The following is a 14,928-nucleotide window of genomic DNA, read 5'->3' as shown; positions in this document are numbered from 1 at the left end:
GAAGCGCGGCGACCGGCCCTGACAAAGCCTGCCCATGAACATTGATCTCCACGGATTCGGCCCGGCCCTTGCGGCTGGCGCGCTGATGACGGTCCAGCTTGCACTCTCGGCCCTGTGCCTGGGGCTGATACTCGGACTGCTCGGCGCCTTGGCCAAGACCTCGCCCTACAAGCCGCTGCAATGGCTGGGCAGTACCTACTCGACCCTGGTACGCGGCATTCCCGAACTGCTTTGGGTGTTGCTGATTTACTTCGGCACCGTCAACGGCATGCGCGCTCTGGGCAACCTGTTCGACATTCCTGACCTGGCCCTGAGCGCCTTTGCTGCCGGGGTCATCGCCCTGGGCATTTGCTTCGGTGCCTACGCGACCGAAGTGTTTCGCGGCGCGATTCTGGCCATCCCCAAAGGCCATCGTGAAGCCGGGCTGGCGCTGGGCATGTCACGCTCGCGCATCCTCTTCAAACTGGTCCTGCCGCAGATGTGGCGCATCGCCCTGCCCGGCCTGGGCAACCTGTTCATGATTCTGATGAAAGACACCGCGCTGGTCTCGGTGATCGGCCTGGAAGAAATCATGCGCCACGCGCAGATCGCCGTGGGCTTCACCAAGCAAGCGTTCACCTTCTATATGGTCGCAGCCTTCATGTACCTGGGCCTGACCGTGCTGGCCATGGCCGGCATGTACTTCCTTGAGAAGCGCGCCAGTCGCGGCTTTCTGAGGAGCGCGTCATGAACTGGGAAGTCATCATCAAGTGGCTGCCCCGCCTGGCACAGGGCGCAACCTTGACCCTGGAGCTGGTGGCGATTGCCGTCATCGCCGGGCTGATCCTCGCCATCCCGATGGGCATTGCCCGTGCATCGCGCCACTGGCCGGTGCGCGCCCTGCCCTACGCCTACATCTTTTTCTTCCGCGGCACGCCGCTGCTGGTGCAACTGTTTCTGGTCTATTACGGGCTGGCGCAGTTCGAGTCGGTGCGCCAGAGTGCGTTGTGGCCATACCTGCGCGACCCGTTCTGGTGTGCCGTGGTGACCATGACCCTGCACACCGCCGCCTACATCGCCGAAATCCTGCGTGGCGCCATGCAGGCGGTGCCGCCAGGTGAAATCGAAGCGGCACGGGCGCTGGGCATGTCGAAATGGAAGGCGCTGTTCTACATCGTCCTGCCACGCGCAGCACGCATCGGCCTGCCGGCCTACAGCAACGAAGTGATCCTGATGCTCAAGGCCAGTGCGCTGGCCAGCACCGTCACCCTGCTGGAACTGACCGGCATGGCGCGCACGATCATCGCCCGCACCTACCTGCCGGTGGAAATCTTCTTCGCCGCCGGCATGTTCTACCTGGTCATGACCTTCGTGCTGGTGCAGGGCTTCCGGCTGCTGGAAAAACTATTGCGTGTAGACGCAAGCCAGGGTCGCTGATATGAAAGGTGCTGGCGTCGATCCAGTCAGCACCTTGCCACACGAGGCCGCCACCATGCCCTCTGAACCTCGCTTGCAGGATGAACACCTCGGCAGCCACTTTGGTGCGCTGGACAGCTTCCTGTTCGCGCATCAGGCCTTGTGGCGACCCAAGCCGTTCACGCACCTGACCCTGCCATGGGAAGACAAATACCCTGACCTCGCGCACTGGCTGCGGCAACGCACGCTGGAACAGGCCGAGGCCGCGCACAATCACCCGGAACACCTCGACGCGCCCTTCCCGTTCAAGCAACTGGCCGCCGAAGCCGTAGCGCTGAGCCACGTCGCAGAACTGCCCGTGCACGCTCTGCAGCCGGTCGAGGCGCGCATGAGCGTCGATGTGCCGGGGCGCAAGTGGCAGCAGATCGAAGCCTTCGCCAGCCATCTGGACATGCGTGACAGCACAACTCACTGGCTGGACTGGTGCGCTGGCAAAGGCCATCTAGGGCGCCGCCTGACCGGGCCCGGCCAGCGTCTGACCTGCCTGGAGCACGATCCGGCACTGATCGAAGCAGGCCTGGCCCTGAGCACGCGGCAAGGCATCGATGCCAGGCATGTGCAGCAGGATGTCATGGCTGACGACACATGGCGCTACCTGCAACCCGAACACACGCCTGTGGCGCTGCATGCCTGCGGCGACCTGCACATTCAGTTGATGGAGCTGGCCAGCCAGACGGGCTGTCGGCACATGGCGATTGCGCCGTGCTGCTATAACCGCACCCGGCACGACCTTTATCAGGCGCTGTCCAGCGAGGGCAAGGCGTCCGGCCTGAAGCTGTCGCGAGACGAGCTGGGTCTGCCACTCAGTGAAACCGTGACAGCCGGCGCGCGCGTACGCCGTCAACGCGACATCTCGATGGCCCGTCGCCTGGGCTTCGACCTGCTGCAGCGCCGCCTGCGCGGCATCGATGACTACTTGCCCACACCGTCGCTGCCAACGTCCTGGCTGGATGCGTCCTACGCGGACTACTGCAACCATCTGGCAAAACTCAAGCATCTGCCTGCACCGGGTCAACAGGACTGGTCTGCGCTGGAGGCCGCTGGCTGGAAAAGACTGGCCGAAGTGCGCAACCTGGAACTGGTCCGCGATCTGTTTCGGCGTCCGCTGGAGATGTGGCTGGTGCTGGACAGAGCGATGTATGTGCGTGAGCAGGGTTACAGCGTGAGCGTTGGCACTTTCTGTGACAGCCGGATTACACCGCGCAACCTGCTGATTCTGGCTCGAAAATCGTGACGTAAATCGATTGAGCAACCTGTGGATAAGTCTGTTGATGAAAATGTGGATGAGTGCGTTAAAGCTTGGCGCGCCAGTTACTGAAGCCCCTTATTTTTTTCCGCAATCCTTCCCGTAACCCGCAAAAACAATGCCTTGCGGCTCAATGCACCCGACTGCACACAATTACCCGACTGCGCAAATCTTTATCAGCAAATTGTGCATAAAGATTTGGTAAAGGCTCTGGCGCAAGCGTTTTGCGCGGCCCAATCGTGCACACGCAGACGCCTGTGCACGAGCTGTCCGGCGTAAGATTTCAGACCTCTTCGACACACTCCAGCAAGCGCTCGACCATGACCTTGGCCATTTCCAGCATGTGCATGGAAGCGAACGCCAGATCGCGTTGCGAACCGGTCAGCTCATCGCCGAGTTCGTGAGCGGTGGCCGATGCGCAGCGCAGAAAATCCAGCGCGTGCACCAGGGTGGCTTCCAGGCTGATGAAGTCGAACTTGCTGTCGTGGGGTTCCTTGGCCGGTCGGGAGATTGGCAGGTAACACTCCATGGCGCGCTTGACCACAGCCTTGTCGAAGACCGGTGCGATGCTGGACGGTTTGTTGGGCGGATCGGGGGTTACTTTGACCATGCTTAGCTCTCTCCTCAATGGAACTGCCACTGGGTCGCGACTAAACGAGTGAGGTGGCAGCTGTGCGAAGGTTAGTCGACCGGGAGCTAAGACCGGCGCACCCGAAGGTGCCCTCACGCACAGCCGCCATAGAGTGCAGGAAGAAGACCTGAACAAAACAGCGACGCGATACGCCTTAACTCAAATCCGGGCGACTAAACCCGATCGCTGATGGGCAGCGACGGGGCGGAGATTAGAAGCCCAGACAGAGGGGCGCAAGCGGTCGGGGATTCTCTCGGAAATGTCCTTCAAAAGAAAGAGACGATGCCTGCAAAAACCGGCCTGAAAGCGTTGCAAAACATGATCTCAACCCACGTGCGCAGAACCCGTGGGAGCGAGCTTGCTCGCGAAGACTGAATACGCAGCGCCGCATTCCTGTCATGACTCACTACTAAAACTGATCATCCTTCAGCCGCGCAAACGGCACACTGCGGTTCTGCAGCTTGCTCAACGTCAGCTTATAGGCACTGGACTTGATCTGACTGCCCATCGGCGTCTCCTCCAGCAAAATCCGCCCCGACGCAAACGCACAGCCCGTGCTCATCATCTTGTACTTGAGCAGGTACAGCCCCGGGTCCATCTTGGCGAACACAAACACCGCCCCGGCCGGCACAAACGCATGCCGAAACGCCCTGCGCCCCACCGCATCCGTGACCTTGGCATACACCGCCGACTCGCCTGCCGAGTTATCCACAGTGATCTGCGACCAGCCGTTGTCCTTGAGCACCGGCATGTCCTTCACATAGCCCGCCTTGTCCGGCCACGGCGCGCCCATCGGATCAAGCGCCGGCACGCCACATTCGGACGCCGCCGCATCCACCGGCTTGGCTGGGCTCGCTACAGGCTCCTCAACCGGCGCGGCAGGCATGACAGGCGCCGGCTTGACCCACGTCTGCGCAACCGGCGCAGGCTCGGACGGCACAAACGACTTGCCTGCACCCGGGTCGTAGCCCATCCATGCGCCACCCGCGCAGAACACCACAAACAACAGCGCCCAACGCCACGCACTGCGACGACGCTTGTCACCGGAAGGGGATGCAGAAGCATAGGAAGAAGACTTGGGCGCCGGCCCCGCACGAGCCGCCTGAGACGGCGCAGCAGCAGTGGCTGCAGAAGTGGCCGCATACACATGCACCGCCTGCCCACGGGCTGCATGCGCCTGCTTGCGGCGCGCAGCGTCCATACGCGCCTTGTGCTCGTTGGCAGCGAGCTGCGCATCATAAGCCGCACGCCGCGAAGGGTCAGCCAGCACATCGTGAGACGCGTTGACGACGCCCATCATCTCCGAGGCGTAAGGATCTGGATTCCTGTCAGGGTGCAGCTTCTGCGCCAGCTTGCGATAAGCCTTCTTGATCTGCTCAGGAGAGGCATCGCGAGCGACACTCAGCAGCTCGTAATGCGTAGGCGTTCTCTGCATTGCACTTGCTGTCCATGGCCGACTGCCATTTTCGATACAGCTGTATCGGCCAAAAAGCCGGTAGCTCCAGTGCAAATCCGACGCAACAGCAACCAGCGCACAAGAAAATGCCCGAATCCAGAGGATCCGGGCATTTCTTGAAACATCGATGAAGCCTTCGTCGGCATCCAGACGCACATTCATGCGATTCAGACAGCCATCCTCAGCCCACCCTGCGCAAAGCCAACAGGCCAGGCGCACCTGCAAATATCCTTCAACAACTCTTCAGCGAATGACCAGCCTGCGGCAAACAACACCCCAAACCTGGTTACGATCCATCGCATCACTCATCAGATAGTCCTTTATCTGCCTGGCTGAAAAGCTAACGACCCTTGCTGCTGACTCAGTAGCCTGGGCCGTTGAGAACAAGCCTATGCAAAGCCCTCCTGCCCCGCAACTGCCCGAAAATGGCGGGGGCGGATGGGTGCCTTCTTGAGCGCCAGATAGCCATCAAGGCTAGACATATCGGTTTGCAAGGCCAGGTGAAAAATCCAGCGTTCCATGATGCAAAAGCCGTGTGCGCCAGCGGCAAAATCAACGCCCGAATTCAACGCCATCCGCCCTGCCACACAGACCAATCCGTCCAAACCAACAGAAACGTCCTGCACCACCACCTGCCCACATCCGACCTGAAGCGCCAATGGTCGATTTTTTTCAACTGAATCAGACAGCTAGGCTTTACAAGCGCATCAGACTCTATATACTCGCAGCCCATTACGCCGGTATAGCTCAGTTGGTAGAGCAACTGACTTGTAATCAGTAGGTCCCGGGTTCGACTCCTGGTGCCGGCACCATATAAATCAAGGGCTTGCAGCGATGCAGGCCCTTGTTTTTTGTCCCGCACGTAACAACGCACGTAATAAGCCGTCCAGAACGACGCTTCCCAGGGCCAGCGGGCATCCTGAATTCGACCAGTTACAGGTAGTGATAGCCTCAAAAATTGAGCCTCACGAGGATGTGTGCGCACATGTCTGCCACACACCCTACACACGGGGAAAAATTTTCCGGTGCATACCTAAAAAGTGCGTCAGAAGTGTAAGTGAGATTTTTAATCTCTATAAAATCCTTATAAATCAATCGCTTAGTGAAAATACCTAACCGTAAGTAGACTGTCAGAAAGGCGTAAGCACAGAACAGTTTGTGACTGTAAGTGAGCGACTCTGTAACCTACTGTTTTTAAAGGATATTTTTTGATCCTTTCTTTCGCTTACACTTTTTGACGACTCGACTGTAAGTGAGGATCCTCAATGGTTACGGGGGTTACAGGGCTTTTTCTCGCTCACTTACACCGCTTACGCGTCAGGAGGGGGTATCCCGGAAAAAGGTTTTCAGTAGCCCACCTGGAAACACCCTCAAAACCATCCTCGCCTCACATCGCTGACCGGAGAAACCATGCCGAAGCCCAGTACCCGCGCCCCTATTCCACAAATCGAGATGATCAAGAAGGGTGGTCAATGGGAGGTTCACTGGGATTATCAGGAGGGACCCGCGAGCTTGGTGCTGTTCAACCGTGGCGAATATCTGCGCGGATACATAGATGGGGTATTGGACATGCTCCGCATCGATCCAGAGAGGGTTTGCTGTGCGAGCGGTTTGACTGGCACCGTCAAACGGCTTGATCAGAAGCAAGCCGAGGCACTGCACAGTGCCTTAAGTCAGTTGCTGATACCGATGGTAGAAGCTGAATTCGCTCGAATAGCTCGCAACACGGGTCTTCCCCACCTTCGCAGCACCGATGCAATCGAATGCAACGCGGGAAATGTCGTTGATACGCCTGCAGCCCCCGATCCGCTTAGCCTGTAGAGGTCGGAACTGATCTAACCACCGCGCCCCTGATGCACAGTTTTGGAACCAGTGTCGATTTAGAAAACTGCCCCATCCCATGGTTTTCCAATTTTCGATCCAGTCTGGCCGGGCTTTCGAGGATTCGCCCCTCCGGCGTGGTCCTTTCGTTCGTTGTGCAAGGCGATGACATTTTTCTTCATAACCTTGCACGCTGTGCAATTGCCGCTCCCCTGCGCAACCCCGCGGCTGGCTTGGGCTGGAGTACTGCTTTCATCGCATCTGGATTTGCACAAAAAACGGACGCAGAGCCCGTCGGCGGGAGGGGGATAAGTACTTTTTAGTAAGAGTTTTCTTTGCTCGATGATTTATAAGTGAATCGTTTTTCAGTGCCCTCTCAATCGATCATCCACTAGCAAACGCGCAACATACTGATCATGCATACAGCATTTGCCAACGCTGCGATATTGGGAAATGGCTATATTTGTTCAACACTCATAAGAACGGTTGCTCATTAAGATATGCTTTAGTAGCGTGGGCTCGCAGACGATCCAAAGCGCAAAAGGAATGAGCTGTCAGATCCCGGTACCCTCACTATACGCAGTGACGAAACCCTTTGGATGAGCTCTAGACATTCTTGTGCATGCGCAGAAAAGCGCAATTCTGAATGGGGTTCCTTGACCGAAGCTCTCGACGCAAGCGATCTATGCTGCAACAATCACTTAAAGTATGCTATGAATGGCAGCGACCTCATTGAGTGTCGGCTCATATAAAGCGCAAACCGGATGGCGCAAAAAATGAAACTTCAAGAATTTAAGCAACTTATTAGATCTCAAACACCAAGAGCAATTGCCGAAGACTTCATACTGAAGAGCTCAATACATGCATTTGCGTCCGCAAAAGACTACAGCGACTACTTGGACATTATTAAACAGGATCACAAAAATGCGCTTCGAGTCGCCATAGTAGGTTCTGCCAACTGGAAATTCAGCCTAAATCCTAGAAACAACTTAAGTGAATTTAGTGCGAGTTCAGATATCGATATAGCAATTATCTGCGCTGATCACTACCTACAAACCTGGGATGAATTAAGATCCTACCACCGAAATCAATATTATTCACTAGGGGTAGACGCGCGAAACGCATTAAGAAGAAACGGAGAAAATGTTTATTCTGGTTTTGTATCGCCCAAGTGGGTACCGTCACTAAGTTCGTCAATACGTAAAAGATATGAAAAAATCACAAACAAATACTCAGATATATCTGTGGGCTATAGAACTGTAAACATGATGTATTTCCGCAACATGGACGAAACAATTGACTACTATGTGCGCGGTATTCGCGCAGCAAAGATATAAGGAAAATTATGGAATACGAAGTTAGCTTGCAGACCATTTCATGGTTCAACCGCCTTAAAAATGACGACAGCTTGCAGATAAGCCCAAAATTCCAAAGAAGGGCAGTTTGGATGGATAAGGAAAGGTCCCTACTAATGGACACAATCCTTGGCAATCTGCCGTTCCCTGAAGTTTACATGCAGGTTCAGACAGACACAGAAACCGGAGAGCAACAACACATCGTTGTCGATGGACAGCAAAGGATAACGTCCATACTGCAGTTCATTGATAATATATTCTCACTTCCAATAAATGACAACTGGAAGGGCCAATACTTCAGAGACTTAAATATTGACCAGAAAGAGCTATTTTGGGATTACAAAATTGTTGTCCGTTTCTTAAGGAAAACGAACGACGATGAAATTCGCAATATTTTTACGCGACTGAACACCAACAACATAGTTCTTAATGATCAAGAGCTGAGAAACGCTAGATACACTGGGCACTTCAAACAGCTAGCCGAGCGTTTGGCGGATAATCCCTACTTTCAAAGCATAGGGCTTTTTACCGCTAGGGACGTCCGGAGAATGCTAGACATTGAGTATGTAAGCGAACTTCTATTGAGACAGGTATACGGAGTAACCAACAAAAAAGACTTACTGGAACTTGCATATACGGAATATGACGACGAGTTTCCCATGGAATTGGAATGCGAGAACGCTTTCAATTCAACAATAGGCTTGGTCAAAACCATTTTAGATAAAGAAAACCTGCCTCTCTTCAAATCGAAGGGTGTATTTCATTCTTTGTTCGGAGTATGTTTACATTACAACACAACGCAAGACCGACTGTATTTTGTAAACATTCAAGAAGTCAAACAAAAGCTTACTGAACTCGTAGTTCGTGCTAAAAATAACGATTTTGATGCTAACGATGCCGAGATCGCCTCTTACGCGGAGGTCTCTTCCCGATCGACGTCAGACAAATCCAAGCGAGCAGAGAGAGAGAGGATATTCTGGGACATCATCAAAAATGCTGAAGGCATAGCGTAAATTCCTCAACCAGTTATAGTCTTTAGTGCGGCGCTTAAAAGCGCCGCGCGACCGGCTTTTTCGGAAAACCCCAAAGAATCATTCGGACTGGGGTTTGAACTTGGCAAATGTGTGTGCTTAGACAATTGAGCGTTCATTTCCTGAAGTAGGTCCAAGGCGTCACATACCACCTTAAACAGATTCAGATCTTCGGAACCGATCCAGCTCTTTGGCGCGCGCATAACCTGATTTATTCCCGCCACACTCTGACGCAAGCCCTGAATCCGTTCGTGCATGTCGCCACCCACCGTGGCGTTGTGCTTTTGGCCGACCACCAAGTTCAGATCCCGACCAGTAGCTTGGTGAAGGTCATCCACTGCCGCCAGGCTCGCGGATCCGCCTGACAGCAGCTTTAGCGCTCCCAGAGCCTCGATCTTCTTCACGCCACCCACTAACTCTGTCGAATGATCGTCCACCGTCCTGGTGTGGCTCTGGAAGCTTTCGGTGTTCGTCATGGCGTCGACTTCCCGCTCGATCGCCTGGTCCTGAATCTTGCCGTCAGTCTTGCGCAACCAGTTGCCATCCGCGTCGACGCGCTGCTGCACTGCGTCACTGTGCTGCCACACCTGGTCGCCCTTGGGCACCTTCGGCAGGGTCAGGCCGTGCGGCAGGATGGTCTGGATGTAGGGCTTATGTGGCAGGCCATAGGCAAAGCACACCACCACGCTAGTGCCCTCCTCCGGAAAGGCAAAGAAACCCATTTCATCACCGCCGACCGGCATAGGCAGCGGCACACCGGCCAATACCGGCAGTGCTGTATCAATCTCGCCGTCCGGCCCCATCACCTGCAGGTCGACTGAGAAGCGCGGACGGAAGTCGTCACACAGTCCAGCGCTGGCCGGCGCATCCGCCACGGCCACCACCTTGGCGAAGCGCGGCAAGTGATAGCCGCCGGTGAGTTCAGGGAATTGTCGTTCTACGCTGCGCTTGATTGCGTCGTCCATTTGATAGCCATCTGCGTGCCGGCCAGCGTCACGTTCGTGATGCGCTCGCCCTGGTTGATTGATACACCTGGTCGCAGGCCCGGTAAGGCCGCGATCATTGCGCTCTGGCTGCCCTGGTAACCGTCGAAAAGGTTCACCGGCAACTGCAACGGCGACCGAGCGCCGAAGAAACTGTCAGCCCAGGCACCGACGTAGATCTCGCCGTCACCCTGTTGCTGCCAGATAAAGTCCTTGATGCCGAACACCCGCGCCATGCTGTCCAGTGCCTGGTAACCAGCGGCCAGGTTGTAGAAGAACGGCGTCTTGACGCGTGTGTAGGCCTGATCCGGAACCCGGAAACGCAGGCCGGTCTTGCTGCCGATATCGGCCAGTACCGCGCGCAGATCTACATGGCGCAGGTTCATGGGCAACGGGTTGGCCAGCACCGCGGCTAACTCGCGGCACAGCACCACCTGCTCGATGCCGTTGGTGGCAGTGCAGCGCTCGACATAGCCAATGAAATGACGCTGCAGGACCGCTTCGTTGTAGCCGATATCGAATGTGACCAAACCTTTGACGGTAACGCCGGCCTTGATCGTGAACGTAGCGCGGCCCGGACTCTTGAGGTCAAGGCGGACATCGTCGTTGACCAGCGGCATGACCGTCCCGCCGATCGACAGCACCTTGTGCAGTTTCATACTCATGACGCGCCACCCAGGTAGCTGTCCACCTTCTTGAGCACTGCCTCAAAGCCCGTCAGCTCTTCGGGCGTGCCCGATCCGTTGCCCGCAACACCATCACCTGGTGCTGACTGCGACGTGACGCCGTTGCCGGCGCGCCGGTTCTCAACCTTCTCCGGGTTGGATAGCTTCTCGCTTAGGGTGAACTGGACGATCCATTGGGCCAGTGTGTCGTCCTCACGGGCGCTGACCCCGTCAGAGAACGTAACCTGCCGGATCCCAAAGGCCTTGGCCGTGTCGTTCACGATGCGGTAGGTCTGCAGTTGGCCACCGCCTGCAGTCGCCTCGGCCAGGCGCATGATTGTGCGTAAGTCCTCGAGGGCCTTATAGGGGATTATCAGCGCGACGGTCAGCGTCTTGGGTTTGAACCCCTTGTGCGATTTGTCGGTAGCCGATGTCTGGCCGCCCAGCTCGTCGGCCTCGATCTTGAGGTTGGCCGTCAGCTTCATGCGGTGGCCGACGATCTGCTCGCCATTGAGTAGCAGCGTCATAGGCCCACCAGTTCCTGGACAAAGCTCAGGCTCTCCGCAGATCCCACCAGCAGCGCGCCGGCACACAGCGGCCATTCATGGCCAGGTGCTTCGCCTTCGAGCAGTTCGCGGCGCAGCTGGCCCAGGTCACCCGGTCCCAGCATCCTGGACTGTATCGATACGTCGTCGGCACTGTTGGTGAACTGGGCTTTCAGATCAGCCAGCTGCTGCTCGCGCTCTTGTACCTGCGCCTTCTTTCGCGCCTGCAGATCTGCAAGGTCCGCCATGGGCGAGCTGTCGGCGGCATAGCCTTCGAGTACCGCCAGTTGTCCGGCCATGGACTGGCTGGCCAGCTTGGTGATCGGGCAGCGCTGCAGCGGCAACTGGCTCCAGAGCGGCATTTGCCCGGCGATCGGCATGATCCATTTTTCCACTTCCAGCTTGGCCAGGTGTTCGGCACGGCGCTCGGCGCGCACCAGGTCAGGCATAGGCAACACCAAGTTGAACCGCCCCAGCGTCGCGGCGAGCTGGTCCAGGCGCGTGGCGAGGAATATCAGTACCAGGGCGCTCTGCTGACCTTGCGGACGGACTGCGTCGGTCGTGTCAGTCAACTTGTCGGCCAGCAGCTGCAGCAGGTTGGGCGCAGACAGAAAGCGTTGGTGACCACCGCTGCCCTGCCCTACACCGTGCTGAAACGGCGTCACCACAATGCATGACGGAATGTTTTCGAACTGCGCGACCAACGCATCACGTCCGGCACTGATGGCGGACTTCGCAGCCCCTGCGATCAGACCAGGACTGGTGGTGGCAATATCGGCCAGCGTCGATACGCGCTGGCCGGTGATGACCATTTCACTCTGGATCAACTCCCGAGCGTCCGCCATTTGATCCATCCACTGCGTGGCCTGCACCGGCCATTGCAGTTTGATCGGTGCCCATTCATTCGCCATCGAGCACGACCGCTTCGATCCAGTCCGGTGTAACCGGCTGCGTGGTTTCCTTTGGGTAGCCAGGCACCTGCGGCCATTCACGCACTGCCTGCCGCCAGGTCAGCAGCTGGGTGAACTGCTCGGGTGTGATCGGCAGTTCACCGCCAAGATCGCGAGCATCGCGGTACTGCGATACCAAGTTGTCCGAGACTTTCAAACGCAGCTCCACCCAGAGCTTGGCCAGCAACGCCGGGTCGGCCTGGACAACGATGTCCTCGGCGTACTCGGTAGCGTGGCCACCGGCGTCCAGATAGTCGACAACAGCCTGGTAAAGCGGCGGGTTGTAGTCCTGGGTAACATGACAACGGTTGCCAGCAACGGTTATCACGAACGAGCCATCGTTTTTAGTGGCCACCTCGGAGAAGGACACGCCCAAAGCCACTGGCTCTTCGGGAGCCGCGAAAATCGGCGGCAGGACCTCTTCAGGGGTTTCAAGTGTCACGTCTGTCATGCTGCGTACCTCCAGGCGAAACCGTAAATGGTGCTTCCGCCGCTGAATGAAATAACTGTCCCGCCAGCGGCCTGGCCACTTCGACCGATCACCCCGGCACCGCCCGAGTAGTAATGCATCAGCGAATAGCACCAGGTGCCGCCAGCGGGCAGTCTCACTTCAGTCGCGGTGACAGAAACCGCCAGGAAGTTGTTATTGTCGGGCCGGTAAAAGTTTTGCTCGCCCCACAAGAGGCCGAGGTCAGTGTTATCCACTTGCGCCCGAACACCTGTTCCGTTGGCTGCCCATCCCAGTCGCAACTGATTGCCTGCCTGGTTTGCACCGCCGCCCTGCTGTACGGGCGTGTAGTCGAGGCGTTTTTGCAGGTAGTGAACGGCCCCGTTCGAGGCACGTCGAAAATACGGATAATCCGGGTTGTCACTGGCAAAACCCGCTGTGGTAATTGAGTCGGCGGCGACCCTTGCGGCTACCAGCGCGTTGACCTGAGCAGCGGTGTAACAGTCAGTGATGCCGTAGCCGGCGATGGAATTAGCCTTGTTGGCTTTATCGTTGGGGTTGAACGACTGCTCAGTCCAGATTCGGCCCATATCTGTGGCGTCGACCGTCAACTTCAGACCCACGTCCGACCAACCGATATAAACCTTGTTGGTCTTCTGGCCTGCACCGCCACCCTGCTGCAAGGGCGTGTAGCCAATCTGCGGCTGCAGGTAGTAGACCTTGTCATCAGAGATGCGACGGAAGTACGGATAGTCGGTGTTGTTGCTGGCAAAACCGGCGTGAACGATGGAGTCAGCCAGTACCCGTCTGCCCACCAGGTCGTTGACCTGAGTAGTGGTGTAGGCATCGGCGATACCGTAGCCGGCCAGCGTAGTAGCCTTGTTGGCCTTGTCATTGGGGTTGAATGACGTTTCAGTCCAGATCCTGCCCATGTCGCTGCCGTCGACGCTTACTTTGAGCATCGCGCCGGTCCAGCCGATGTTGATCCGGTTGGTCTTCTGGTCAGGACCGCCGCCTTGCTTCACGAAACTGCCGTTAGCGTCATCCTTGCTGTACGCATCGGTGATGCCGTAGCCGGCGAGCGTTGTCGGGTTACTGCCGCTGGTGACTAGGCCTTTCAGGTTGACGGCTACTTTTGTGTACGTACCTGCCGCTACACCGCTATCGGCCAGCGTCAGGGTGATATTGGTATCACTCGCGCCGTCATAGGTCCCGATGCCGCTGGCTGCACCGTTGAATCGAAAGGCTCGCGGCGTAACAAGACGCACGGCCCTGCCGACGGTAGTCGAGCCGTCAACAATTGACGCGATCGCCTGGTTGATTGCCGTGCGCACGGCATTGACCATTCTGGTGGTGGCCAGCACGGCACTGCTGTTGCTGTTCGGATCGTCGCTGATCGCGTTGGGCAGGTTGCCCAAGTCCACGTCTTCCTTGGTCGTGGCACGGGCGCGCAGATCTGGATAGTCCCCAACCCGAGCAGCGAAGTGCTTCACCAGCTCGCTGTCGATCGCCTCGATCGGACGCAGGTCGACCAGGCTGCTGGTGCCGGTGATGTCGGCCAACGGCACCAGGTAGTGCCTGGCCGAGGCGCTGTCGGTGTAGTCGACCTTCGCTTCCTGGCCGAACACCACTTTGAACGAGGCCACGACGTCGCTCAGCTCGCGCTGCAGCACTACATCCAGCCACGCTTTGGTCGGCACTGCCGGCACGGTCACAGGCAGCACGGCATCGAGCTGCAGGCGAACGCCTTCGACATACCCCACGCCCGGATTGAGCTGGTAGGCATTTCCGACCTTCTGCAGCTGCAGGCCTGCGCCGAAAAAGCAGGCGCGCCCGAACATGTCCCGGTTACTGATGCGCTCGCGCTCATCGATGCCTTTCATGCGCGCGGTGTAATCGAACTGCCAGGTACTGGCGTCGATCTTGATGCCGGTCAGCTGCTGGGCACCGTCGAACACCACCAGGAAGTTGCGCGTGACGTTGTTGCCAATTTGGTCGGGCAGGATGTTCTTGCGCTTCTGTTGCACCGGCACGTAGGCGACCGACAGCAGCACGTCGTCACTGGTCTCCATGCCGATCCAGTTCCAGTCGAAGTCACCGATATCGGTGCCCATCAGCAGGCTGTACACCACCTGGTTAGGGTTCACGTAGCCCTGCTGGGTGATGTTTGCGGTGTAGACGATCTGGGCCGCTGGCGGCTTCACGCCCGCGCGATTGACCGGGCCGCTCACATTGAGGCCTGGCACGTTGGCCAGCACGAAGCGGGCCACGGTCAGCGGCAGGTTGGCCGCTTGTTTCTGGGCGATCAGTTTTTCGCCGGCGAGGGTGATACTTGCAGCCAT

Annotated in this window: 15 protein-coding genes and 1 tRNA gene; 7 read left to right on the top strand and 9 right to left on the bottom strand. The window is 57.3% G+C overall.

All coding sequences use genetic code 11. The annotated features are described in order from the left end of the window. Positions 1-34 precede the first annotated feature (34 nt). From ACW55A_RS15100 to ACW55A_RS15090, 3 genes are read left to right on the top strand one after another with little or no spacing between them, the layout of a single operon-like run. Positions 35-730, top strand: coding sequence for an ABC transporter permease (locus ACW55A_RS15100; RefSeq protein ID WP_003434735.1), 696 nt, complete (start codon positions 35-37; stop codon positions 728-730). Beyond that, positions 727-1,416 carry an ABC transporter permease gene (locus tag ACW55A_RS15095; protein ID WP_003372237.1) on the top strand — a complete coding sequence of 230 codons (690 nt, stop codon included), beginning with the start codon at positions 727-729 and terminating at the stop codon, positions 1,414-1,416. The genes ACW55A_RS15100 and ACW55A_RS15095 overlap by 4 nt, the downstream gene beginning before the upstream one ends. A 55-nt stretch (positions 1,417-1,471) precedes the next feature. Beyond that, positions 1,472-2,689, top strand: a complete 1,218-nt coding sequence (locus ACW55A_RS15090; protein ID WP_498811409.1) for a methyltransferase — start codon at positions 1,472-1,474, stop codon at positions 2,687-2,689. A gap of 295 nt (positions 2,690-2,984) precedes the next feature. Here the strand turns inward: ACW55A_RS15090 and ACW55A_RS15085 are convergent, their stop codons facing one another. From ACW55A_RS15085 to ACW55A_RS15075, 3 genes are all read right to left on the bottom strand, one after another. After that, the gene (locus ACW55A_RS15085; protein ID WP_455808553.1) at positions 2,985-3,311 is read right to left on the bottom strand and encodes a DUF6124 family protein; all 327 of its coding nucleotides are present in this window, start codon (positions 3,309-3,311) and stop codon (positions 2,985-2,987) included. A gap of 430 nt (positions 3,312-3,741) precedes the next feature. Further along, the gene (locus ACW55A_RS15080; protein WP_498811408.1) at positions 3,742-4,767 is read right to left on the bottom strand and encodes a DnaJ domain-containing protein; all 1,026 of its coding nucleotides are present in this window, start codon (positions 4,765-4,767) and stop codon (positions 3,742-3,744) included. Positions 4,768-5,177: 410 nt separating this feature from the next. Next, a complete protein-coding gene (locus tag ACW55A_RS15075) occupies positions 5,178-5,447 on the bottom strand; it encodes a hypothetical protein (protein WP_419178207.1) in 270 nt (89 codons plus the stop codon). 77 nt (positions 5,448-5,524) lie between these two features. Between ACW55A_RS15075 and ACW55A_RS15070 the strand changes: the two genes are divergently transcribed. The 4 genes from ACW55A_RS15070 to ACW55A_RS15055 all read left to right on the top strand — a co-directional run bounded on the left by ACW55A_RS15070 (position 5,525) and on the right by ACW55A_RS15055 (position 8,977). Then, positions 5,525-5,600: transfer RNA gene (locus ACW55A_RS15070), tRNA-Thr, on the top strand. Between the two features lie 598 nt (positions 5,601-6,198). Next, the gene (locus ACW55A_RS15065; RefSeq protein ID WP_122583368.1) at positions 6,199-6,609 is read left to right on the top strand and encodes a hypothetical protein; all 411 of its coding nucleotides are present in this window, start codon (positions 6,199-6,201) and stop codon (positions 6,607-6,609) included. Positions 6,610-7,385: 776 nt separating this feature from the next. Then, the gene (locus tag ACW55A_RS15060; protein WP_455808550.1) at positions 7,386-7,946 is read left to right on the top strand and encodes a hypothetical protein; all 561 of its coding nucleotides are present in this window, start codon (positions 7,386-7,388) and stop codon (positions 7,944-7,946) included. Positions 7,947-7,954: 8 nt separating this feature from the next. Further along, entirely contained in the window at positions 7,955-8,977 is a 1,023-nt protein-coding gene (locus ACW55A_RS15055) for a DUF262 domain-containing protein (protein WP_455808549.1), read from the top strand. A 5-nt stretch (positions 8,978-8,982) separates the two neighbouring features. On the opposite strand, the gene ACW55A_RS15050 is transcribed toward ACW55A_RS15055, so the two are convergent. The 6 genes from ACW55A_RS15050 to ACW55A_RS15025 are packed head-to-tail and all read right to left on the bottom strand — an operon-like array spanning position 8,983 to position 14,928. Continuing rightward, positions 8,983-9,960, bottom strand: coding sequence for a hypothetical protein (locus ACW55A_RS15050; RefSeq protein WP_455808548.1), 978 nt, complete (start codon positions 9,958-9,960; stop codon positions 8,983-8,985). After that, positions 9,933-10,643 carry a hypothetical protein gene (locus tag ACW55A_RS15045; protein WP_057443590.1) on the bottom strand — a complete coding sequence of 237 codons (711 nt, stop codon included), beginning with the start codon at positions 10,641-10,643 and terminating at the stop codon, positions 9,933-9,935. Before ACW55A_RS15045 ends, ACW55A_RS15050 begins: the two co-directional genes overlap by 28 nt. Next, positions 10,640-11,170: a baseplate complex protein gene (locus ACW55A_RS15040; protein WP_498811407.1), complete on the bottom strand. Its 531-nt coding sequence runs from the start codon at positions 11,168-11,170 to the stop codon at positions 10,640-10,642. The genes ACW55A_RS15045 and ACW55A_RS15040 overlap by 4 nt, the downstream gene beginning before the upstream one ends. Then, the gene (locus ACW55A_RS15035) at positions 11,167-12,099 is read right to left on the bottom strand and encodes a hypothetical protein (protein WP_455809745.1); all 933 of its coding nucleotides are present in this window, start codon (positions 12,097-12,099) and stop codon (positions 11,167-11,169) included. Before ACW55A_RS15035 ends, ACW55A_RS15040 begins: the two co-directional genes overlap by 4 nt. Continuing rightward, a complete protein-coding gene (locus tag ACW55A_RS15030) occupies positions 12,089-12,589 on the bottom strand; it encodes a hypothetical protein (RefSeq protein ID WP_183145907.1) in 501 nt (166 codons plus the stop codon). The genes ACW55A_RS15035 and ACW55A_RS15030 overlap by 11 nt, the downstream gene beginning before the upstream one ends. After that, positions 12,586-14,928: a phage tail protein gene (locus ACW55A_RS15025; protein WP_498811406.1), complete on the bottom strand. Its 2,343-nt coding sequence runs from the start codon at positions 14,926-14,928 to the stop codon at positions 12,586-12,588. Before ACW55A_RS15025 ends, ACW55A_RS15030 begins: the two co-directional genes overlap by 4 nt.

It is taken from the genome of Plantibacter cousiniae (nom. nud.) (assembly GCF_977070315.1).
The sequence above is the reverse complement of the archived record's forward strand: the minus strand, read 5'-3'. Positions and strand labels throughout refer to the sequence as shown.